The organism is Escherichia sp. MOD1-EC5950 (genome assembly GCF_002965345.1).
Taxonomy (GTDB): domain Bacteria; phylum Pseudomonadota; class Gammaproteobacteria; order Enterobacterales; family Enterobacteriaceae; genus Escherichia; species Escherichia marmotae.
This window is the reverse complement of the sequence record NZ_PTSR01000003.1, coordinates 239,113-260,300: the sequence shown is the minus strand read 5'-3', so window position 1 is coordinate 260,300 and position 21,188 is coordinate 239,113. Positions and strand designations below refer to the sequence as shown.

General features: G+C 49.7%; 21 protein-coding genes. 9 read left to right on the top strand and 12 right to left on the bottom strand.

Annotation, left to right across the window (positions count from 1 at the left end; genetic code table 11):
* The first annotated feature begins 183 nt into the window (after positions 1–183).
* Positions 184–1,215 (top strand): low conductance mechanosensitive channel YnaI, encoded by a 1,032-nt coding sequence (gene ynaI / locus BEA93_RS05990; RefSeq protein WP_001516470.1) that lies wholly within the window; start codon positions 184–186, stop codon positions 1,213–1,215.
* A gap of 58 nt (positions 1,216–1,273) precedes the next feature.
* Here ynaI and BEA93_RS05985 read toward each other — a convergent pair whose 3' ends face one another.
* The 3 genes from BEA93_RS05985 to mppA form a co-directional block, all read right to left on the bottom strand.
* Entirely contained in the window at positions 1,274–3,199 is a 1,926-nt protein-coding gene (locus BEA93_RS05985; RefSeq protein ID WP_105224584.1) for a GH25 family lysozyme, read from the bottom strand.
* Between the two features lie 3 nt (positions 3,200–3,202).
* The gene (locus BEA93_RS05980) at positions 3,203–4,285 is read right to left on the bottom strand and encodes a glycoside hydrolase family 25 protein (RefSeq protein WP_233432056.1); all 1,083 of its coding nucleotides are present in this window, start codon (positions 4,283–4,285) and stop codon (positions 3,203–3,205) included.
* A gap of 188 nt (positions 4,286–4,473) precedes the next feature.
* On the bottom strand, positions 4,474–6,087 hold the full coding sequence (gene mppA / locus BEA93_RS05975) for a murein tripeptide ABC transporter substrate-binding protein MppA (protein ID WP_016262045.1): 1,614 nt from the start codon (positions 6,085–6,087) through the stop codon (positions 4,474–4,476).
* A 182-nt stretch (positions 6,088–6,269) separates the two neighbouring features.
* Here mppA and mpaA point away from each other — a divergent pair, with 182 nt between their 5' ends.
* Positions 6,270–6,998: a murein tripeptide amidase MpaA gene (gene mpaA / locus BEA93_RS05970; protein ID WP_001516472.1), complete on the top strand. Its 729-nt coding sequence runs from the start codon at positions 6,270–6,272 to the stop codon at positions 6,996–6,998.
* Here mpaA and ycjG read toward each other — a convergent pair.
* Positions 6,973–7,938: an L-Ala-D/L-Glu epimerase gene (gene ycjG / locus BEA93_RS05965; RefSeq protein WP_001516473.1), complete on the bottom strand. Its 966-nt coding sequence runs from the start codon at positions 7,936–7,938 to the stop codon at positions 6,973–6,975. The two genes, mpaA and ycjG, sit on opposite strands and share 26 nt — an antisense overlap.
* A 118-nt stretch (positions 7,939–8,056) precedes the next feature.
* Here ycjG and tpx point away from each other — a divergent pair, with 118 nt between their 5' ends.
* Positions 8,057–8,563 carry a thiol peroxidase gene (tpx, locus tag BEA93_RS05960; RefSeq protein WP_105224585.1) on the top strand — a complete coding sequence of 169 codons (507 nt, stop codon included), beginning with the start codon at positions 8,057–8,059 and terminating at the stop codon, positions 8,561–8,563.
* A 44-nt stretch (positions 8,564–8,607) separates the two neighbouring features.
* Here tpx and tyrR read toward each other — a convergent pair whose 3' ends face one another.
* The 8 genes from tyrR to pspA all read right to left on the bottom strand — a co-directional run bounded on the left by tyrR (position 8,608) and on the right by pspA (position 14,797).
* Entirely contained in the window at positions 8,608–10,149 is a 1,542-nt protein-coding gene (tyrR, locus tag BEA93_RS05955) for a transcriptional regulator TyrR (protein ID WP_001516475.1), read from the bottom strand.
* Positions 10,150–10,296: 147 nt separating this feature from the next.
* On the bottom strand, positions 10,297–11,358 hold the full coding sequence (locus BEA93_RS05950) for a YcjF family protein (protein ID WP_000138736.1): 1,062 nt from the start codon (positions 11,356–11,358) through the stop codon (positions 10,297–10,299).
* Complete coding sequence (locus BEA93_RS05945; RefSeq protein WP_016248745.1) at positions 11,355–12,752, bottom strand: YcjX family protein; 1,398 nt, start codon at positions 12,750–12,752, stop codon at positions 11,355–11,357. The genes BEA93_RS05950 and BEA93_RS05945 overlap by 4 nt, the downstream gene beginning before the upstream one ends.
* Before the next feature lie 119 nt (positions 12,753–12,871).
* Entirely contained in the window at positions 12,872–13,186 is a 315-nt protein-coding gene (gene pspE / locus BEA93_RS05940) for a thiosulfate sulfurtransferase PspE (protein WP_000473116.1), read from the bottom strand.
* 74 nt (positions 13,187–13,260) lie between these two features.
* Positions 13,261–13,482 carry a phage shock protein PspD gene (gene pspD, locus BEA93_RS05935; protein ID WP_001469239.1) on the bottom strand — a complete coding sequence of 74 codons (222 nt, stop codon included), beginning with the start codon at positions 13,480–13,482 and terminating at the stop codon, positions 13,261–13,263.
* 8 nt (positions 13,483–13,490) lie between these two features.
* Positions 13,491–13,850, bottom strand: coding sequence for an envelope stress response membrane protein PspC (gene pspC / locus BEA93_RS05930; protein WP_085448981.1), 360 nt, complete (start codon positions 13,848–13,850; stop codon positions 13,491–13,493).
* Entirely contained in the window at positions 13,850–14,074 is a 225-nt protein-coding gene (pspB, locus tag BEA93_RS05925; protein WP_001274965.1) for an envelope stress response membrane protein PspB, read from the bottom strand. Before pspB ends, pspC begins: the two co-directional genes overlap by 1 nt.
* A gap of 54 nt (positions 14,075–14,128) precedes the next feature.
* A complete protein-coding gene (gene pspA, locus BEA93_RS05920; RefSeq protein ID WP_000511027.1) occupies positions 14,129–14,797 on the bottom strand; it encodes a phage shock protein PspA in 669 nt (222 codons plus the stop codon).
* A 165-nt stretch (positions 14,798–14,962) separates the two neighbouring features.
* Here pspA and pspF point away from each other — a divergent pair, with 165 nt between their 5' ends.
* From pspF to sapD, 6 genes are all read left to right on the top strand, one after another.
* Positions 14,963–15,940, top strand: coding sequence for a phage shock protein operon transcriptional activator (pspF, locus tag BEA93_RS05915; RefSeq protein WP_001516479.1), 978 nt, complete (start codon positions 14,963–14,965; stop codon positions 15,938–15,940).
* A gap of 226 nt (positions 15,941–16,166) precedes the next feature.
* Positions 16,167–16,412 (top strand): YmjA family protein, encoded by a 246-nt coding sequence (locus BEA93_RS05910; protein WP_001015094.1) that lies wholly within the window; start codon positions 16,167–16,169, stop codon positions 16,410–16,412.
* 300 nt (positions 16,413–16,712) lie between these two features.
* The gene (sapA, locus tag BEA93_RS05900; RefSeq protein ID WP_001250188.1) at positions 16,713–18,356 is read left to right on the top strand and encodes an ABC transporter substrate-binding protein SapA; all 1,644 of its coding nucleotides are present in this window, start codon (positions 16,713–16,715) and stop codon (positions 18,354–18,356) included.
* Entirely contained in the window at positions 18,353–19,318 is a 966-nt protein-coding gene (gene sapB / locus BEA93_RS05895; RefSeq protein ID WP_000583280.1) for a putrescine export ABC transporter permease SapB, read from the top strand. Before sapA ends, sapB begins: the two co-directional genes overlap by 4 nt.
* A complete protein-coding gene (sapC, locus tag BEA93_RS05890) occupies positions 19,305–20,195 on the top strand; it encodes a peptide ABC transporter permease SapC (protein ID WP_001146144.1) in 891 nt (296 codons plus the stop codon). Before sapB ends, sapC begins: the two co-directional genes overlap by 14 nt.
* Positions 20,195–21,187, top strand: a complete 993-nt coding sequence (sapD, locus tag BEA93_RS05885) for a peptide ABC transporter ATP-binding protein SapD (RefSeq protein ID WP_001128856.1) — start codon at positions 20,195–20,197, stop codon at positions 21,185–21,187. Before sapC ends, sapD begins: the two co-directional genes overlap by 1 nt.
* Position 21,188 lies beyond the last annotated feature (1 nt).

Genomic DNA, 21,188 nt, shown 5'->3' with positions numbered 1-21,188 from the left:
GTCGTTGTCTGCTCTGAAGGCGTCAGATTGTTGACGTTTATATCATCAATCTATTGATCAATTCGCTGATGTTGCTACTTCCTTCCCTTACTATTGATGATATGAATCATTTGTCGCGGTAAAATAGCCCCGCCAGGGGTTTCCGGCATGACTTCAACCAATCTGGAGGAGCCTGATAAAACAATGATCGCTGAACTGTTTACAAATAATGCGCTTAATCTGGTCATTATTTTCGGTAGCTGCGCAGCATTGATTCTGATGAGCTTTTTGTTTCGTCGTGGGAATCGTAACAAGAAAGGATTCTTATTCCATGCGGTTCAATTTTTGATCTACACCATAATTATTAGTGCTGTTGGCAGCATCATTAATTATGTCATTGAAAATTACAAACTCAAATTTATCACACCAGACGCCGTCGATTTTATTTGTACGTCACTGATTGCGCTTATTCTGACGGTTAAGTTATTCCTTCTGATTAACCAGTTTGAAAAACAACAGATAAAAAAAGGCCGTGATATCACCAGTGCGCGGATTATGTCACGTATCATCAAAATCTGCATAATTGTGGTGATTGTTCTGCTTTACGGTGAACATTTTGGTATGAGCCTTTCCGGGTTGCTGACCTTCGGTGGTATTGGTGGTCTTGCTGTCGGTATGGCCGGTAAAGATATTTTGAGTAACTTCTTTTCCGGGATTATGCTCTATTTCGATCGCCCCTTTAGCATTGGCGACTGGATCCGTTCACCGGACAGAAATATCGAAGGTACGGTGGCAGAAATTGGCTGGCGTATCACTAAAATAAACACCTTTGATCACCGTCCTCTGTACGTGCCAAACTCGCTGTTTTCGTCTATCAGCGTAGAAAACCCGGGACGCATGACCAACCGTCGTATTACTACGACCATCGGTTTACGTTATGAAGATGCGGCAAAAGTGGGTGCCGTTGTCGAAGCAGTACGCGAAATGCTGAAAAATCACCCCGACATCGATCAGCGACAAACCTTACTGGTCTATTTCAACCAGTTTGCTGACTCGTCATTAAATATCATGGTTTATTGCTTTACCAAAACCACGGTATGGGCCGAATGGCTGGCAGTCCAACAGGATGTTTATTTGAAGATTATCGATATTGTACAGTCGCATGGCGCAGATTTTGCCTTCCCAAGCCAGACGTTGTATATGGATAATATTACACCGCCGGATCAGATGAAGTAACAACCCGCAGAAACTGGATGGCGATATACATATTTGCCATCCAGTCTTATTTATTTTTTCAATTAACAGCAGCCAGTGCTACATTATTCTCACCCGCTTTAAACTGAACATACTGTTCTTCAGTACCAAAGAAAACTTCCGACTCAGTGCTGTGGCCGATCCCCGGTACAGTTTCATTCCCTGAATATTGCCAAAGCGTCCAGGGATTGCGCCCCTCAAGCTTCACGCCAGCTTGTCCCCAATACCCCATCCACACCATATACTGCTCGAATCGACTATCCATGAAGTGGGACAGATTATTATGATTGCCATAAAATATGGGGGTCTTATGATAATTTTGATAGACCAGACCAGCAAAGTGCAAAATATCATTACGTGCTTTCGCCATTCCCGATTTTTTAAAACAGGCTAGTTGAGTTGTATCTTCACCTTCAGGGTTTACCAATAAAATACCGGGCGGTAACATATTTGGATCAGCAGGCAGGAGGCTTTTTGCCGTTTCCAGTTGTGCTTCAGGAGTGCGACAAAAATCAAATTTGAAATAACCTCCACGGTCAAATTTGGAATCAGCTAATTGTTTCCAGTGAGACTTAAATGATGAATCTGGACCTCTCCAGCCAACTACTCTCGTATATACAAAACGCGCAGACGATTTTTCATGAAACAATTTCCAGTCGATCTCACCATCATTAGATGAAATATCATGTCCATGGATCGGATAAATCTCCGGCGTTTTAAAAATACGAATATCAGGACGATTGGGAATTGCACTTACGGGACCATAAGGAATCTCAATTGATTTATTATCTTTTTCTTGATTATCTGCGGGGGAAGAATCTGGCTTATCAATAGAGAATGATGCCACATCGATATTAGTAAACTCTCCTGCTTTTCCCGCAGCCAGTTGAGTCTTATTATCCAGGCGACTTGCCGCAGGCTCATTGATGAAGAAGAATCCCCCAGGGCCTGCGGGCATTTCTGTTGCACCAATCCAGGCATCACTTAAATGTAATCCCTTCCCTTGTTCATCCAGCTTTTCATTAATATCTGAATATTGATCGTTAACATAGATAAATAAACTCAACGTTCTGGTTATTCCGGCATAGTATTCTTTCTTACCATCTACCTTTACCATATATGACTTACCAAAACGTTCGTCGGCAACACCATTCGTTACCCCTTTGATAATTGTATCAAAAAAGACACTTCCGCGCTTTGCATCCAGCGAGTAAACCTCTGTTTTATCGTCACCGGCAGCTATTGCATACGCACCCGGATTACTGTACGAGTTAGAGTTACCCGCTCCGATGGTCATGCCATACAAGCCAGAACCAAAGCAAGCATTGACTAAAGTCAGAACATGGAAATAACGCTTTGCCAGAATATTAAGCTGTGCATTCAGCGCTGGCATTTCATACATCCCTTTTGAACCATCGATATCTGTAGCATTACTCAAAACAAATGCCGGTGCTTTATCAGAATTACCATTTTGAGTACCAAAACGCCCATGTCCTGAATAAGCAATTAACAAACGGGCTTTCTTATCAAACATCGTCCCTCTGGCAGGTAGATATTCTTTCAAAAAATAATTAATATTATCCAGCGATGCATCCTGATCTTTTAATAAAATAACCTCATCAAACTTCTGTCCGTTGATAAGGAAATCAGCCATTCTTTGGCCATCTACCGCTGCGGCAGGAATATCCTCATGCAAAAGTGGATATTTTGAAATTGCAATAATCAACCCGATGGAGCGAGTTTTTGCTGCATCCTGATCAGGTATTTTTAATGCGTCACTGATTCGGATATCCAGTCTCCCAGGGTTCTCAGAGCCATAATGGATAAAAAAATGACAATATTCATCAGGGACCATTGCGCCATTTTTGCAAATATCATCTGCCAGGACGTCAGTCATTCCCAGTGATATTCCTGCAATGAACAGCCCAAGGGCCGATTTACATAAAATTAGCCATCGTTTGTTCATAATTTAAAACTCCTGAACACCAAGAGTGGAATAAAACTCAGCAGTCGGTCCTTTATAAATACTGGCATCGAATTTCTTACTCGATCCCAAATTAAGCTGTGCAGCATCGGTAAACTGCCAGATTGCCCATTTTGTCTGGTTAATTGAACGCGGGGTTTCACTGGCCTGTGCCTGATTAGAGTAATCAGCCAGCCACAGTTTATGTTCTGCGACCTGGGCGAAACTATTTTCCCCACCAACGGCATCTTTCCACCACGCACGTGCAGTGTAGATAACCGGTTTACGCCCTAAATCGGCTTCTACCTGCGCGGTAAAAGCCTTGATCATTGTTATAATTTCCGCAGGTTTGCGCTTCTGCCAGCGGTCCTTACCCGTTAATGAATCCACATCCCACTCAACATCCACTGCCGGTGGCATGTCTGTCGCCCTTAGCCCACCGTTAGCTTTGATAACTTTGACAAACGTCATTGCCTGCTTGCGTCCCCACAATTCTGCGTCGTCTGCCGGTGTACCGCTGGAAAGAAAGTGGTAGGCTCCACGGTGAAGTTTTATCCCTCGTTCAGTATCGCCGGCCCGCTGCCAAAAGCCGGCGAATTCAGGATCAACATAACGTGTTCCTTGACTGGACTTCATATACAAGAACACAGACTTATTTTTTGCCAACAGTTCGATCGGGAAGTTCCTGCCGTTATGATGGCTGATATCCACACCAAATAAAGAACTGGGTCGTGGTTGATTCAATACTGAATCGTAAGCAACATCAGCCGGAAATTTAAAATATTTTTTTACAGCAAAGGAATCAAACTCTTTATCACGCGAAGGATCCGATTCCAGAATTTTCACAAACAATTCTTGCCGGGAGAGATCATTCGTTAAGTTTTCCAGTCCCAGCGATGAGGCATCGGGCAGTGATTCTGCGGCCAGCGTTAAAGAGGAATAATTAATGAATAATAACGAGATAACTAACGGAATAGCTGAAAGTTTTTTCATTTTACCACCCCATTTTTTAGCTGTATGTCTGTTTTCTAATGAAGATATTTCACCAGGAATGCAATTCACTTTACGTTGTAAAGAAAAGTAAAGCACAGCTTATATTCAGCGTATGTAATACACCTGACAAATAAAACATTTGATTATTATTTATGTTCGATATTGCCAGAAAATTTCAAAATTCCATCGTTGGAATGATTTTTTATAGGGAGGATTTAAAAAAAGAAGGGATTTTATCGGGATTGTTAAATCTGGCGCGCTTAACCGCGCCAGATGACATCATATTAATGCTTCACTATATACATAGTCCGACTATACGCCACATCTTCCGGGTTATTAATTGGATAACCTTTCAACCACGGTTTGATTAACCGACCATTAGTATATTGATAAATCGGCGCAATCGGTGCTTGTTCTATCAGGATTTTCTCTGCCGCGTTGTAATCGGCGTTGCGCGCTTTAACGGTATTTTCAGTCGATGCCTGAGCCAGTACCTTGTCGTATGCCGGATTGTTAAAACGTGAAATATTCCCTGAGTGCGTTGATGTTAACAGCGTCAAGAAAGTCGATGGTTCATTATAATCCCCGACCCACGAGGCGCGAATAACATCAAAGTTACCGGTGTTACGACTATCGATATAGGTTTTCCATTCCTGATTTTGTAATTTGACATCTACACCAAGATTCTTTTTCCACATCGACGCGACGGCAATAGCAATTTTCTGGTGATTTTCCGAAGTGTTATACAGCAGTGTAAGTTTCAACGGTTTCTGTGGACCATATCCGGCAGCGCTCAACAATGTTTTCGCCTGGGCATTCAGTTCTTCCTGACTCATTTGCTCAAACGGCGAAGGTTCTGGCGTAAATCCGGCGGTAACATCTGGCGTAAAATGCCATGCCGGCTTTTCACCTGTACCTAATACTTTTTCTGCCATCAGACGACGATCAATCGTCATGCTTAATGCCAGACGGACACGTTGATCTGCCGTTGGCCCTTTTTGCGTGTTAAATGCATAATAATACGTCCCCAACTGCGGCGGCGTATAAACCTGCCCTGGAATATCCTTCAGTAGTTTCTGATACATATTTTTTGGGAAGGATTCAGTGATATCAATATCACCTGCAAGATAGCGCTTGGTCGCGGCGGACTCCTGGTTAATTGGCAGGAAAGTCACTTTCTGCAGCACCGTTTTAGCGTTATCCCAATAATGGGTATTCGGCACCACGACCAGCTTTTCATTTACTACGCGCTCTTTAAGTACATAAGCACCATTGCCGATCAGATTCCCGGGCTTCGTCCACTCTTTACCACTTTCAACGTTGGCTTTTTGCACCGGGAAAAAAGCAAAGTTAGCGGTTAAATTCACAAACCAGGGCAACGGTTTATCAAGCTGAATTTTCAGAGTATGGGCATCAACAGCGGTGACGCCAAGTTGAGCTGGCGTAGCCTTACCATCAATAATTGCCTGGGCGTTGTTGATTCCAGCCAGTGCGGCAAACCAGGCAAACGGAGACAACGTTTTCGGATCCACCAGACGCTGCCAGCTATAGACAAAATCCTGTGCCGTTACCGGTGTACCATCGGCCCATTTGGCGTTATCGCGCAGGGTAAAAGTCCAGATGCGGTTGTCATTACTTTTCCACTGGGTAGCAACGCCAGGCACAATCTCGCCTTTCTCGTTCTGATTCACCAACCCTTCAAACAAATCGCGAATGACCTGAATCTCTGGCAAACCCACGGCTTTCGCGGGATCTAATGATGCAGGCTCATCTTTAATGTGGCGCACCAACTCCTGTTTCTCTGCCAGTACTGTGCCGCCCGGAACATCTGCAGCATACGACAGGGAAATGCTGCTGACTAACAGCGCACAACAAGTGACTGAAACAGAGTGCTTCATAAGATACCCTCAAAACGATGTTAAGATTGATGCGTAATTATTTGTTTCTCCTTGAAGAAATGCAAATAACTTCCGGTAAAAAAGTGATAAAGGATCGATAACATATCGTTGTCGAAAAGGATTTGATAATCCGCAAAATTTGCACAACACTGCCTGTAATACTTCTTATATTCGAGACGATTATGACCGTGACCCGCCCGCGCGCCGAACGGGGCGCTTTTCCGCCAGGAACCGAACATTACGGACGTTCATTATTAGGTGCGCCATTGATCTGGTTTCCGGCGTCTGCAGCCAGCAGCGAAAGTGGGTTGATTCTGGCTGGCACCCACGGCGACGAAAATTCTTCCGTCGTCACCCTCTCCTGCGCATTACGCACATTAACCCCTTCTCTGCGCCGCCATCATGTCGTGCTCTGTGTGAATCCTGACGGTTGCCAGCTTGGTTTACGAGCCAATGCTAATGGTGTGGATTTGAACAGAAACTTTCCTGCAGCAAACTGGAAAGAAGGTGAAACGGTGTACCGCTGGAACAGCGCCGCCGAAAAGCGCGACGTGGTCTTGCTGACCGGAGATAAACCAGGCTCAGAACCTGAAACCCAGGCGTTGTGCCAGCTCATTCATCGTATCCAACCCGCCTGGATAGTCTCTTTTCACGATCCGCTGGCTTGTATTGAAGATCCCAGGCACAGTGAATTAGGTGAATGGCTGGCTCAGGCGTTTGAATTACCGCTGGTGACCAGCGTCGGCTATGAAACGCCCGGCTCCTTCGGCAGTTGGTGTGCTGATCTGAACTTGCACTGTATTACCGCCGAGTTTCCGCCTGTCTCCTCAGATGAAGCCAGCGAAAAGTATCTCTTTGCAATGGCGAATTTACTGCGTTGGCATCCTAAAGATGCAATTCGCCGGTCGTAAACTGTAGCGGCGGCTCCACATCCACCGCCAACCAGGTCGGGCCATCAAGATCAGCAAAACTGACCTGCGGCACCAGCGGTAAAACGGCGCTAATGGCGCGTGAAGTACATAGCATGCAGCCCAACATCAGGCTAAAACCTTGTGCACGCGCTTCGGTCGCCAACGCCAGCGCTTCTGTTAGCCCGCCGGTTTTATCGAGTTTGATGTTAACCATCTCATAGCGCCCTTGCAGCGCCTTCAGGTTACTGCGGGTATGGCAGCTTTCATCAGCACAAATGGGTAACGGATGAATAAAATTCTCCAGCGCCGCATCGTCCTGTGCCGGGAGCGGCTGTTCCAGCATAGCGACGCCTAAATCAGCCAACAACTGACATCGCGCCGCCAACCCTTCCGCGCGCCAGGATTCATTAGCATCAACAATCAACGTCGCATCCGGAACCGCTGCGCGGATCGCCACCATCCGCTCGCTAATAAGATGGTTATCCAGCTTCACTTTCAGCAATTTCGCCCCCGCCTGCCAGAGTGCTGATGCACTGCTGGCCATCTGATCCGGCGTACCAATAACCACTGTCTGCGCCGTGGTAATAGTGTCGGGAAGCGTTATGCCGATAAATTCAGCTAACGTCTGCTGCTGTTTACGCGCACAGAGATCCCACAACGCACAATCCAGCGCATTGCGTGCCGCACCAGCGGGCAAAATTTTTTGCAACTCTTCTCGTGTCAGTCCTTTTTCCAGTTGCGGCACAACACTCATAATTTGCGCCATTACCGAAGCATCGCTTTCACCGTAGCGCGGATAGGGAGTACATTCCCCTACGCCTTTAACACCATCCTCTTCCAGTTCAACCACCACCACACGCGCTTCACTACGGCTACCTCGCGCAATCACAAACGGGGAATGTAACGGCCAGGCTTCCTCAAATACCTTTACGGTTCTCATCTTTACTCCTTGTTGCCGCGGTGGTTTGCGGATTAAGCGCAAATAGCGTTTGCTGTGTTATTGACAGTTAGCATAAACTAGATGTGACGTTAACTATATGTAAACAGGAAAGATAATCATGTCACAAATCGTTCATTTCCAGGGCAACCCGGTTACAGTCGCCAATTCCATCCCGCAAGTGGGTAGCAAAGCGCAGACTTTTACTCTCGTGGCAAAAGATCTGTCTGACGTCACCCTCGGTCAGTTTGTGGGTAAACGCAAAGTGCTGAACATTTTCCCGAGTATTGATACCGGTGTTTGCGCCGCATCAGTACGTAAGTTTAACCAACTGGCGACAGAAATCGATAACACCGTTGTACTGTGTATTTCTGCCGATCTGCCATTCGCCCAGTCTCGTTTCTGCGGTGCGGAAGGTCTGAACAATGTAATCACCCTTTCCACTTTCCGTAATAGCGAATTCCTGCAAGCTTACGGTGTTGAGATCGCTGAAGGCCCCTTGAAAGGCCTGGCAGCGCGCGCAGTTGTCGTAATTGATGAAAATGACAATGTGATTTTCAGCCAACTGGTGAATGAAATCACCACCGAGCCGGATTACGACGCAGCTCTGGCTGTACTGAAAGCGTAAGTTATTATGCCTGATGGTATTGCGCCATCAGGCATTTTACGTGTTTACTCTTCGCTCTTCTTCTGACTCAGGCCGTATTCACGCAATTTGTTGGCAATCGCGGTATGGGAAACACCCAGACGTTTTGCCAGTTTGCGCGTGCTGGGGTAATTGCGATAAAGCTGGGTTAATACCGATCGTTCAAATCGGCTGGTGATCTCATCCAGCGAACCTTCCATCGCATCTTCCCCCACAGGGACGGTAGCAGCGTCATAATCTGGCAGCAAAATATCTTGTGGGCGCAGTTCGTAGCCATCCAGTTGCGTTAGTGCACGGTAAATCGCATTTTTCAATTGCCTCACGTTACCCGGCCAACCATAACGTGTCAGCACGGTATTCAGATCGGCAGCCAATTTCGGACGCGGCACTCCCTGCTCGTCGGCAAAGCGCGCGACGAACAATTCGGTTAACGGCATGATATCCTGCGGGCAGTCACGCAACGGCGGCAGATTCAGCGTCAACACGTTCAGGCGATAATAGAGATCTTCCCGAAATACGCCTTTTTGCACCAGCTCAACCAAATTCTTCTGCGTCGCGCAAATCACCCGCACATCAACATGCACTTCATGATCTTCGCCAACCCGACGGAAGGTGCCATCATTGAGGAAACGCAGCAGTTTAGCCTGCATCCGTGGCGACATCTCACCAATCTCATCCAGCAGCACCGAACCGCCGTTCGCTTGCTCAAAGAACCCTTTCTTCCCTTCCGGGGCATGCCCAAACAGTTCGCTCTCAACGGCATCTTCCGGAATAGATGCACAGTTCAGCGCCAGATAAGGTTTACCGGCACGAGGGCTGGCTTGATGACAGGCATAAGCAAAGAGATCTTTACCTGTACCCGTGTCACCCGTGATCAGTAGCGGCGCGCTTAACATCGCCAGTTTTTGCGCCTGCTCGACAACGTGTTTCATTTTCGAGCTAACGGCGACAATCTGGCTAAAGGCGCTGACGTCCTGCGCAGCCACATTTTGCAACTGACGCCCCATACGAATCGTCGAACGCAGCATCACCACCGCACCAGTCAAAACGTGCTGGTCATTTTCATCCTGAAGATAGACCGGCGTTATCTCCATCAAGAAATTCTGCCCGTTGATCACCACATGTTCGTTATGCGAATCCTGCGGGTCACTCTCCAGCCAACGTAAAAAATTAAATCCGTTAATCAATTGCGCAGCGGTATGATTGCGTAAACGCTCAAGTTTCTGACCAAATAGCTGACAACTCGCCGGATTCGCCATGTCCACTTTGCTTTTCATATCGACAGAAAGCACGGGTTCAGGCAATGCCTCAAGCAATGCGCTCAGCGCCAGATGTTCACGCTCGGAAGGCATCCACGACACCGTGCGTACATCGGTAACACCTGCTATACGGCGAATTTCCGCCATCAGGCTGCTGAAACTGTCAAAATCCAGCTCGGCAAAATTAAGGTAAATCCGCCCGATTGGGTCAATCTCAATACCGCGTAAATCGATGCCTCTTAGTACTAGTAGATCGAGTAATTCGCGGGTCAGACCGAGTCGGTCTTCACAAAAGACTTCCAGACGCATGGGAACCTTCACCTGAAAAAAGAACAATTAATATGATGATATGACACTATTCGAGTGGCAGGAAGGTTTCTGTCAACAAACATTGACACAAAGACGAATAAACGGGCACTTCGGCGTAAAGATATCCGATCAGTACCCGATATTGCGTTATTTTTCGCTGGGCGTTTTGCCCTTTTGCAGCGTCTCTTTTACCTGACCGATAAGCTGACGACGGAAATCACCCAGACGGGGTTTGTCATCGTCAATCCACGGCAACGGACGGCAAAGTTCCATAGCTTTAATTCCCAGACGCGCAGTCAGTAGCCCGGCACCAATCCCCTGGGCAGCGCGCGTCGACAAGCGTGCGGCGAGATCCTGCGACATCCAGTCCATCCCCACTTCGCGCACCAGTTCACTGGCCCCGGCGAAAGCGATATTCAGCAGCACCAGTTTAAACAGACGCAAACGGCTGTAATAACCCAGTTCAATGCCATACAGCGTGGCGATGCGATTAATCAACCGCAGATTGCGCCAGGCAATAAACGCCATATCCACCAGCGCCAGCGGACTGACGGCAATCATCAGCGTAGATTCTGCCGCTGAACGGCTGATTTCGCGGCGCGCCTGCGCATCCAGCACCGGCTGAACCAGATGGGCATACAAACTGACGACTTCGCGATCGTTCTGCGTTTCATGGATCGAGGCATACCAGCGTTGCAGCGCCGGATGCGACTGATCGATCCCCGCCTGCTGCGCCAGCTTTTCACAAAAAACTCGCCCTTTTCCAGTACCGTGGCTATGCAGCAAATCTCGCGCTTCATCACGCTCATGAGCACGCTGGCGCAAGCGCCATAACCGCCGCCACTCCGTCACCACAGAGCCAACGCCAGCGCCGATGATCAATGCCCCAGCGGCACAACCGCCCAGCGCCACCCAGTCCTGGGTTTGCCAGGCATTCATCGTCCACTGCACCCCCTGACCAACAACGCTCACGCCAAACAGCGTCAGCCCGCCCATCACCATTTTGCGCCACAGACTGCGTTTCGGGCGTAATGCGGCATCCATCACCGCTTCAACTTGCCCTTCTTCTTCCTGTGCTGCGTCGAGCGTCGCCGGTGCAAAATTTTGCGCCTGACTTTCGTCAAAGGTCTGCTGCGCCCTGAATTTAGGGTTCTGATCGACCTCCAGCGGACCGTCGAAATCAATACGTGGTTTTAACGGTTCGGTCATCGCAATTTATCTCCTATTAAAAATTCCAGCGCGGCATCAAGACGAATATGCGGCAGCGGTTTGTCGACATCCATTACCTGCGGACGAAACGCCTCAAACTGGAAACCTTGCTTATCCCAGAACGCCTGACCGGGCAAACGTGCGGGAACTTCGCCAGGATAAACAGTGAGCGGTGCGCCATCGCTCAATCGATTGCCGCGCAGCGCCGGAATTTTCTCACCGTTAACGTCGATAATGCCGCTGGTAGTCGCCTGAACTGAGGCCAGCCCCAGACAATCCATGCTGATCCCTTCAAACGCCGCATTTTGCCAGGCGTCCTGAATCAGTTGTTGCAGTAATGAAACCATATTGGCGTGCTGATCGATGGTCACATGGTCCGCTTTCGTCGCAGCAAACAGTAATTTGTCGATAACCGGCGAGAACAAGCGCCGGAACAGCGTGCGCTGCCCATAATGAAAACTCTGCATCAGTTGCGTCAGCGCCAGGCGCATATCGTTAAAAGCCTGCGGACCACTGTTGAGCGGTTGCAGGCAATCCACCAGTACAATCTGGCGGTCGAAGCGCAGAAAGTGATTCTTATAGAAACCTTTCACCACTTTCTCGCAGTAATAGTTATACCGCTCACGCAGCATCCCGGCGTTGGTGTGTTTATCAGCCTGTGCCAGTTTGGACTCACCCCAGGCGTCAACATCCGGCCACGGGAAGAACTGCAACGCAGGCGCTCCCGCCATATCGCCAGGCAAGACAAAGCGACCAGGCTGGATAAAGTGCAGCCCCTGCTGCTTGCAATGGTGGAGATAATCGGTCCACGCGGCGGCAATGTCCGCAAGACGATTTTCGTCGGCAGGAGCTAACGGGTCCAGCCCTTCGCACATCATCCGCCATTTTGCCGACCACTCGCCACGCTGACCATTAAGCAAGCCCGTCATCTGCCGCGACCAGCTTAAATAATCCTGTGCCAGCATTGGCAAATCGAGTAGCCACTCGCCGGGATAATCAACAATCTCCAGATACAACGTGGAGGTGTCCTTGAAATGACGCAGCAGCGAATCATTCGATTTATAACGCAATGCCAGGCGGATTTCGCTGACGCCGCGCGTTGGCGTCGGCCAGGCCGGAGGATCGCCATATAATTGCGCCAGACCTTCATCATAGGTGAAGCGCGGAATGCCAAAGTCACGCTGAGGAATGCGTTTTACGCCCAGCAGACGATCTTCACGCACCGCACTTAATAGCGGCAAACGTGCTCCGGCATGAATATTGAGCAACTGATTAACCATCGCGGTGATAAACGCTGTTTTCCCACTGCGGCTAAGTCCGGTTACAGCGAGGCGCAGATGTCTGTCGACACCCCGATTCACCAGCGCATTAAGTTCATTTTTGAGTCGCTTCATTGCTGTCCTGTGCCAGAAAGCTGTAGAAAGGATGAGATGCTGGAGGTAATAATGTGGGTTAATTTTGATTTATCAAATAAATAAGCGGTGTTATTTACACCGCTCAATGAGTAATTCTTTTAACCTTTGACCTTCGGCATCTCAATATCTTTAAGACCACCGGCGTTTTCAACGTGGGTGTACCCCATTTCGCTGAGGATTTCTTTTGCCTGTCCGGACTGACGCCCTGCGTTGCAATACACTTTAACGGTGTCGTTTTTATCCGGAACGGCGGTGGCAATACGCTCTTTCACTTCCTTCAGGGGAATATTGATGGCTCCCTGAACGTGCTCTTGCTGATACTGTTCTGGAATGCGAACATCAATCCAGTGTTCAGCGGCAAAAACAGGCAGTGAAAACGCCAGCGTCAGCGCTAGTAACCCTTTTTTAAACATGTAAGCGTCCTTCTATGGATGAAAATTGCTATCCATTATACGCCTGAGATTTAACAATTTTTGCGAAACTCCCCTCACCTTTTATAGCGCTGTGCCAGTTTATTAGCGGCCCGACTTAACAGCGGTTCCAGCGCCACAGCCAGCAACATTTTCAGCGGCCGACGAGCAACAGATTTTATCGCCCAGCCAGCAACGCCCGCCGGGCCATAGCGCAGTGCGGTAAGAAGTACCAGCTTGCCTGCTAATTTGAAACCTGGCTTCACCTTTTGCCCGGCCTGTTGCCAGCGAATATTCATAACTTTCCTCACAGTTGACGGAAACGACTACGTAGCGAGAAAGTGTCGGAAGTGACATAACGTTCCATCTCGCGTAAACGCGTTTCGCTGGCCGCCAGTTCACGGTCGACTTCATCCAGCAGTTCGCTACTGGAAGGTTGCTGTTCACCAAACGCCAGATTGTCCGGCATCGGGTCAAGGGCAAATGACAAGATGATGTAAGCGACCAGGGTAAACAGCGCCAGGCCGAAGAATATCGACAGCACCACGAGAATACGCACCAGTTTTACGGGCACATCAAAATAATTGGCAATCCCTGCGCAGACACCACGCACCATGCCCTGTTGTGGGATGCGCCATAATTTTTTATTGAGATTAATACCCGCCATTAGCGATCCCTCCAGTTCGGATGTTCAGCATCAAGAATGGACTCCAGCGCCTGAATACGCTCACGCATCCGTTTTGCCTCATCTGCCAGTTGCGCTAATCGCTGCTGTTCACTTTGCGACAATTCACCGCGGCTGGAGCGGTTGCTGTAATGCAGCCATAACCAGATAGGCAAAACAAACAGCACAAAAATGGTTAACGGAATAGCCAGAAATAGCGCGCTCATAAGTACTCCTTAGACGATGAGCGGCGGCGCGTTCAGACGCCGCCTGGGGTGTTATTATTGATTATCTTGCTTCATTTTGGCTTTTAATTGCGCCAGTTGCTCGCTGATTGCGTCATCGGCTTTCAGTTCAGCAAATTGCTCATCCAGCGATCGTTGTTTACCAAAGCTGTGGCTTTCTGCTTCTGCTTCCATCTGGTCGATACGACGTTCGAAAGATTCGAAACGCGCCATCGCTTCATCAAGTTTTCCGCTATCCAACTGACGGCGCACATCGCGCGACGAATTCGCCGCCTGATGACGCAGCATTAATGCCTGCTGGCGAGCGCGGGTTTCGCTCAACTTGTTTTCCAGTTCGCCTATCTCTTTCTTCATGCGCGCCAGCGTATCGTCCACCAACGTCACTTCATGTTCCAGGGACTTAATCAGATCGGTCAGTTTCTGTTTTTCAATTAACGCTGCACGCGCCAGATCTTCTCTCTCTTTCAGCAGTGCCAGTTCGGCTTTTTCCTGCCACTCAACTTCACGAGCCGACGCTTGTTCAATCCGGCGAGTCAGTTGTTTCTTTTCCGCCAGCGCACGCGCCGAAGTAGAACGCACTTCAACCAAAGTGTCTTCCATCTCCTGGATCATCAGACGCACCAGTTTCTGCGGGTCTTCCGCCTTCTCTAAAAGGGCGTTGATGTTGGCATTCACGATGTCGGCAAAGCGAGAAAAAATACCCATAATGTTGTCCTCTTGATTTCTTTGTTCAGGATTGTCCTGCTGAACTGTTAATACAATTTGCGTGCCAATTTTTATCTTTTTGATTTATAAAGATCTGATTGAAGATTCAACAGCAACATGCCAGGATGAATTAGCGAATTACACTAACAAGTGGCGAATTTCATCATGGCTGAATACAAAGATAACTTACTCGGTGAAGCGAACAGCTTTCTCGAAGTGCTGGAACAGGTTTCGCATCTCGCGCCGCTGGACAAACCAGTGTTGATTATTGGCGAGCGCGGCACCGGTAAAGAGTTGATCGCCAGCCGCCTGCACTACCTTTCTTCGCGTTGGCAAGGGCCGTTTATTTCTCTTAACTGCGCGGCGTTAAATGAAAATCTGCTGGATTCCGAACTGTTTGGCCATGAAGCTGGCGCGTTTACCGGCGCGCAAAAACGTCATCCGGGACGATTTGAACGCGCAGACGGCGGCACGTTGTTTCTTGATGAACTCGCTACGGCACCGATGATGGTGCAGGAAAAATTGTTGCGCGTGATCGAGTATGGTGAACTGGAACGCGTCGGCGGTAGTCAGCCATTACAGGTCAATGTGCGGCTGGTATGTGCCACGAACGCCGACCTTCCGGCGATGGTCAATGAAGGCACTTTTCGCGCCGACCTGCTCGACCGTCTGGCTTTCGACGTGGTGCAACTGCCGCCGCTGCGTGAGCGTGAAGGCGATATTATGCTGATGGCGGAACACTTTGCCATCCAAATGTGTCGGGAAATCAAACTGCCTCTATTCCCGGGTTTTACGGAACGCGCCAGAGAAACGCTGCTAAATTATCGCTGGCCGGGAAATATTCGTGAATTGAAAAACGTGGTGGAACGTTCGGTGTATCGCCACGGCACCAGCGATTATCCGCTTGATGACATCATTATTGATCCCTTTAAACAGCGTCCACCGGAAGAAGCTATCGCCGTTTCAGAAACGACATCACTTCCGGCGTTGCCGGTGGATTTGCGCGAATTTCAGATGCTGCAGGAAAAAGAGTTACTTCAGCTCAGTTTGCAACAGGGGAAATATAACCAGAAACGCGCGGCTGAATTACTGGGATTAACCTATCATCAGTTCCGCGCATTGTTGAAAAAGCACCAGATTTAGCGGGGTTAGGCAATGTCACTTGCCGGATGCGGCGTAAACGTCCTGTTCGACCAACAAAACCGTTTAAATTCAATATACTGTCAGCTAGTGCATGATACGGGTTTCGCCAGACGCAGCCTGGCGCACTGGCGGTGCGCAGCGCCGTTATCTATAAAAAGATGTATGACCCGGATCACGAGTGCTATCATCCGCCCCTATGCTTAACGCATTAACCCCAGGGTAAACCATGAACCACGATATCCCACTGAAATATTTCGATATTGCCGATGAATACGCGAGCGAATGCGCAAAATCTGTCGCAGAATCTGAGCGCACGGCGCTGGCCCACTACTTCCAGTTACTGCTCACCCGTTTGATGAACAATGAAGAGATCAGCGAAGAAGCCCAGCATGAAATGGCCGCTGAAGCAGGGATTAATCCCGCGCACATTGATGAGATCGCAGAGTTCTTGAATCAATGGGGTAATGAGTAATCATTTAATAGTGGACGCCCGGCCAGGATTGTAGGCCGTACCGCATCCGGCTAAAAATGAGACACACCTTGTCAGCAATCTGCAGTCAGTCTCACGATCGCGCCTGTCTGCACCTCGCTAAGTTGTTCTGTGAGTTATAGTTATAAAGAAATCACGGGTACGAATGTTGAACAGATGGCGACGCCACCTGTTCAACGACCAACCACACGGCCCTCATTACGACCCCTGAACACAAACGGTAATGGCAAATGTCATTAAATATTAGTAAGATAGCCTCTTTACATAAAATCCCTTAATATTATGCGCCAGGTATTATCGTCTCTTTTGGTGATTGCTGGACTTGTGAGTGGTCAGGCAATAGCCGCGCCTGAACCCGCCCCGCACGCTGATATCCGCGACAGCGGTTTTGTCTATTGCGTCAGCGGACAAGTCAACACCTTTAACCCATCCAAAGCGAGCAGTGGGTTAATTGTCGATACCCTTGCCGCCCAGTTTTATGATCGACTGCTGGATGTCGATCCTTATACCTATCGTCTGATGCCGGAACTTGCCGAAAGCTGGGAAGTGCTCGACAACGGCGCGACCTATCGCTTCCACCTGCGCCGCGATGTCCCGTTTCAAAAAACGGCCTGGTTTACTCCCACACGCAAAATGAATGCCGATGATGTGGTGTTTACCTTCCAGCGAATTTTTGACCGCAGCAACCCGTGGCATAACGTCAACGGTAGCAACTTCCCCTATTTCGACAGTCTGCAATTTGCCGACAACGTTAAAAGCGTCCGCAAGCTGGATAATCACACCGTTGAGTTCCGTCTGTCCCAGCCTGACGCCTCCTTTTTATGGCACCTGGCAACCCACTATGCGTCGGTAATGTCTGCCGAATACGCCCAGAAGTTAGAGCAAGAAGATCGCCAGGAGCAACTCGACCGCCAGCCCGTCGGCACCGGACCGTATAAACTGTCGGAAAATCGCACGGGGCAATATATTCGCTTACAACGTCATGATGAATTCTGGCGAGGCAAGCCGTTGATGCCGCAGGTGGTGGTGGATTTAGGCTCTGGCGGCACCGGACGGCTGTCGAAACTCTTGACCGGTGAATGTGACGTTCTGGCCTGGCCCGCTGCCAGTCAGCTATCTATTTTGCGCGATGACCCGCGTTTGCGTTTAACGCTGCGTCCGGGGATGAACGTTGCCTATCTGGCGTTTAACACCGCCAAACCGCCGCTAAATAATCCAGCAGTCCGCCACGCGCTGGCGTTGTCGATCAATAACCAGCGCCTGATGCAATCTATCTATTACGGTACGGCTGAAACTGCGGCCTCAATTTTACCGCGCGCCTCGTGGGCTTATGACAACGAGGCTAAAATTACCGAATACAATCCAGCGAAATCACGCGAACAGTTGAAGGCGTTGGGGCTGGAAAACTTAACGCTGAAACTGTGGGTGCCGACGCGCTCACAGGCGTGGAACCCCAGCCCGCTGAAGACCGCCGAACTCATTCAGGCGGATATGGCGCAGGTCGGCGTGAAAGTGGTGATTGTACCGGTAGAAGGTCGTTTTCAGGAGGCGCGATTGATGGATATGAGCCATGATCTGACGTTATCCGGTTGGGCGACGGACAGTAATGATCCGGACAGTTTCTTCCGTCCGTTACTGAGCTGTGCGGCCATTCACTCCCAGACCAACCTTGCCCACTGGTGCGATCCGAAATTTGACAGCGTATTGCGTAAGGCGCTCTCCTCGCAGCAACTGGCTGCGCGTATTGAAGCCTATGACGAAGCGCAAAGTATTCTGGCGCAGGAGTTGCCCATTCTGCCGCTGGCCTCGTCACTGCGCTTGCAGGCCTACCGTTACGATATCAAAGGGCTGGTTCTTAGCCCGTTTGGTAACGCCTCCTTCGCAGGGGTGTACCGCGAAAAGCAAAATGAGGTGAAAAAACCATGATTATCTTCACCTTACGCCGCATTTTGTTATTGATCGTGACCTTGTTCCTGCTGACCTTTGTTGGCTTCAGTTTGAGCTATTTCACGCCACATGCGCCGTTACAAGGCGCGTCGCTGTGGAATGCATGGGTGTTCTGGTTTAACGGCCTGATCCACTGGGATTTTGGCGTTTCCAGCATTAACGGTCAGCCGATTGCCGAGCAGTTAAAAGAGGTCTTCCCGGCGACGATGGAGCTGTGCATTCTCGCCTTCGGTTTTGCGCTGATTGTTGGGATCCCCGTGGGGATGATTGCCGGAATTACACGCCATAAGTGGCAGGATAATTTGATCAACGCCATCGCGTTATTGGGCTTTTCAATCCCTGTTTTCTGGCTGGCACTTCTGTTGACGCTGTTTTGTTCGCTTACATTAGGCTGGCTGCCCGTTTCAGGGCGTTTCGATCTGCTCTACGAAGTGAAACCGATTACCGGTTTTGCGTTGATTGATGCCTGGCTTTCGGACTCACCGTGGCGGGATGAAATGATCATGAGCGCAATGCGTCATATGGTATTGCCAGTCATCACCCTGTCGGTTGCACCGACTACCGAAGTGATCCGTCTGATGCGTATCAGCACCATCGAAGTGTATGACCAGAACTATGTGAAAGCAGCGGCAACCCGCGGTTTGTCGCGCTTTACTATTTTGCGTCGCCACGTGTTACATAACGCGTTACCTCCTGTCATCCCTCGCCTGGGATTACAGTTCTCCACCATGCTGACACTGGCGATGATCACCGAAATGGTCTTTAGCTGGCCTGGACTTGGCCGCTGGTTAATTAACGCCATCCGCCAGCAGGATTACGCAGCCATTTCCGCCGGAGTGATGGTCTGCGGTTCACTGGTCATTATTGTTAACGTGATTTCTGATATTTTGGGTGCCATGGCTAACCCTCTGAAACATAAGGAATGGTATGCCTTACGATAGCGTATACAGCGAGAAGCGCCCGCCCGGCACGCTGCGTACCGCCTGGCGCAAATTCTATGGTGATGCCGCTGCAATGGTCGGCCTGTACGGCTGCGCGGGGCTGGCTGTGTTGTGTATTTTTGGCGGCTGGTTTGCGCCTTACGACATCGACCAGCAATTTCTCGGTTATCAATTGTTGCCGCCGTCATGGTCGCGCTACGGAGAAGTCTCTTTTTTCCTCGGCACCGATGACCTTGGTCGCGATGTTTTAAGCCGTTTACTGAGCGGTGCTGCGCCTACCGTCGGCGGCGCATTTGTGGTGACACTTGCCGCGACAATCTGTGGTCTTGTGCTCGGCACCTTCGCCGGTGCTACGCATGGTTTACGGTCAGCGGTGCTTAACCATATTCTGGATACTTTACTGGCGATCCCGTCCCTGCTGCTGGCGATTATCGTCGTCGCGTTTGCCGGGCCGAGTTTGTCGCACGCAATGTTTGCCGTCTGGCTGGCGTTACTGCCGCGTATGGTGCGTTCGGTCTACAGCATGGTGCATGATGAGCTGGAAAAAGAGTACGTTATTGCTGCCCGTCTGGATGGCGCAACGACGCTGAATATTCTCTGGTTTGCCGTGTTGCCGAACATTACCGCCGGACTGGTCACAGAGATCACCCGCGCACTGTCGATGGCAATTCTTGATATCGCCGCGCTGGGCTTTCTCGATCTCGGCGCGCAACTCCCCTCGCCTGAATGGGGAGCGATGCTTGGCGATGCACTGGAGCTGATTTATGTCGCCCCGTGGACCGTGATGCTGCCGGGAGCGGCAATTATGATCAGCGTGTTGTTGGTTAACCTCCTTGGCGATGGTGTACGTCGTGCGATTATTGCGGGGGTGGAATAATGCCGTTACTGGATATTCGTAACCTGACCATTGAATTTAAAACCGGTGATGAGTGGGTTAAAGCCGTTGACCGCGTGAGTATGACCTTAACCGAAGGTGAAATCCGTGGCCTTGTTGGCGAGTCTGGCTCCGGCAAAAGTTTGATTGCGAAAGCGATTTGTGGCGTTAATAAAGATAACTGGCGTGTTACCGCTGACCGTATGCGTTTTGATGATATCGATCTGTTGCGTCTCTCCGCGCGCGAACGGCGCAAGCTGGTTGGGCACAATGTATCGATGATCTTTCAGGAACCGCAATCGTGTCTCGACCCTTCTGAACGTGTGGGTCGTCAGTTGATGCAAAACATCCCGGCCTGGACCTACAAAGGGCGTTGGTGGCAGCGTTTTGGCTGGCGCAAACGCCGTGCCATTGAGCTGCTGCACCGTGTGGGGATTAAAGATCACAAAGATGCGATGCGCAGCTTTCCGTATGAGTTAACCGAAGGTGAATGCCAGAAAGTGATGATTGCCATCGCGCTGGCAAATCAACCACGTCTGCTGATAGCTGACGAACCGACAAACTCGATGGAGCCAACCACCCAGGCGCAAATTTTTCGCCTGCTGACGCGTCTGAATCAGAACAGTAACACCACCATTTTGCTTATCAGCCATGACTTACAAATGCTTAGCCAATGGGCGGATAAAATTAACGTGCTTTACTGTGGCCAAACGGTGGAATCCGCGCCAAGTAAGGAGCTGGTGACGATGCCGCATCATCCTTATACCCAGGCGTTGATCCGCGCGATACCGGACTTCGGCAGCGCGATGCCGCATAAAAGTCGCCTCAATACGCTGCCCGGTGCCATCCCTCTGCTGGAACAATTACCGATTGGCTGTCGTCTGGGACCACGTTGCCCGTATGCACAACGAGAATGTATTGTGACGCCGCGTTTGACGGGGGCGAAAAATCATCTCTATGCCTGTCATTTCCCGCTGAACATGGAGAAAGAGTGAG

Coding starts and splice junctions, on each gene's coding strand:
- ynaI (WP_001516470.1), top strand. CDS start 184: ATGATCGCTGAACTGTTTACAAATAATGCGCTTAATCTGGTCATTATT.
- sapA (WP_001250188.1), top strand. CDS start 16,713: ATGCGCCAGGTATTATCGTCTCTTTTGGTGATTGCTGGACTTGTGAGT.
- pspC (WP_085448981.1), bottom strand. CDS start 13,850: ATGGCGGGTATTAATCTCAATAAAAAATTATGGCGCATCCCACAACAG.
- sapC (WP_001146144.1), top strand. CDS start 19,305: ATGCCTTACGATAGCGTATACAGCGAGAAGCGCCCGCCCGGCACGCTG.
- tyrR (WP_001516475.1), bottom strand. CDS start 10,149: ATGCGTCTGGAAGTCTTTTGTGAAGACCGACTCGGTCTGACCCGCGAA.
- mpaA (WP_001516472.1), top strand. CDS start 6,270: ATGACCGTGACCCGCCCGCGCGCCGAACGGGGCGCTTTTCCGCCAGGA.
- BEA93_RS05910 (WP_001015094.1), top strand. CDS start 16,167: ATGAACCACGATATCCCACTGAAATATTTCGATATTGCCGATGAATAC.
- pspB (WP_001274965.1), bottom strand. CDS start 14,074: ATGAGCGCGCTATTTCTGGCTATTCCGTTAACCATTTTTGTGCTGTTT.
- pspD (WP_001469239.1), bottom strand. CDS start 13,482: ATGAATATTCGCTGGCAACAGGCCGGGCAAAAGGTGAAGCCAGGTTTC.
- sapB (WP_000583280.1), top strand. CDS start 18,353: ATGATTATCTTCACCTTACGCCGCATTTTGTTATTGATCGTGACCTTG.
- BEA93_RS05945 (WP_016248745.1), bottom strand. CDS start 12,752: ATGAAGCGACTCAAAAATGAACTTAATGCGCTGGTGAATCGGGGTGTC.
- mppA (WP_016262045.1), bottom strand. CDS start 6,087: ATGAAGCACTCTGTTTCAGTCACTTGTTGTGCGCTGTTAGTCAGCAGC.
- pspE (WP_000473116.1), bottom strand. CDS start 13,186: ATGTTTAAAAAAGGGTTACTAGCGCTGACGCTGGCGTTTTCACTGCCT.
- tpx (WP_105224585.1), top strand. CDS start 8,057: ATGTCACAAATCGTTCATTTCCAGGGCAACCCGGTTACAGTCGCCAAT.
- pspF (WP_001516479.1), top strand. CDS start 14,963: ATGGCTGAATACAAAGATAACTTACTCGGTGAAGCGAACAGCTTTCTC.
- sapD (WP_001128856.1), top strand. CDS start 20,195: ATGCCGTTACTGGATATTCGTAACCTGACCATTGAATTTAAAACCGGT.
- BEA93_RS05950 (WP_000138736.1), bottom strand. CDS start 11,358: ATGACCGAACCGTTAAAACCACGTATTGATTTCGACGGTCCGCTGGAG.
- BEA93_RS05985 (WP_105224584.1), bottom strand. CDS start 3,199: ATGAACAAACGATGGCTAATTTTATGTAAATCGGCCCTTGGGCTGTTC.
- ycjG (WP_001516473.1), bottom strand. CDS start 7,938: ATGAGAACCGTAAAGGTATTTGAGGAAGCCTGGCCGTTACATTCCCCG.
- pspA (WP_000511027.1), bottom strand. CDS start 14,797: ATGGGTATTTTTTCTCGCTTTGCCGACATCGTGAATGCCAACATCAAC.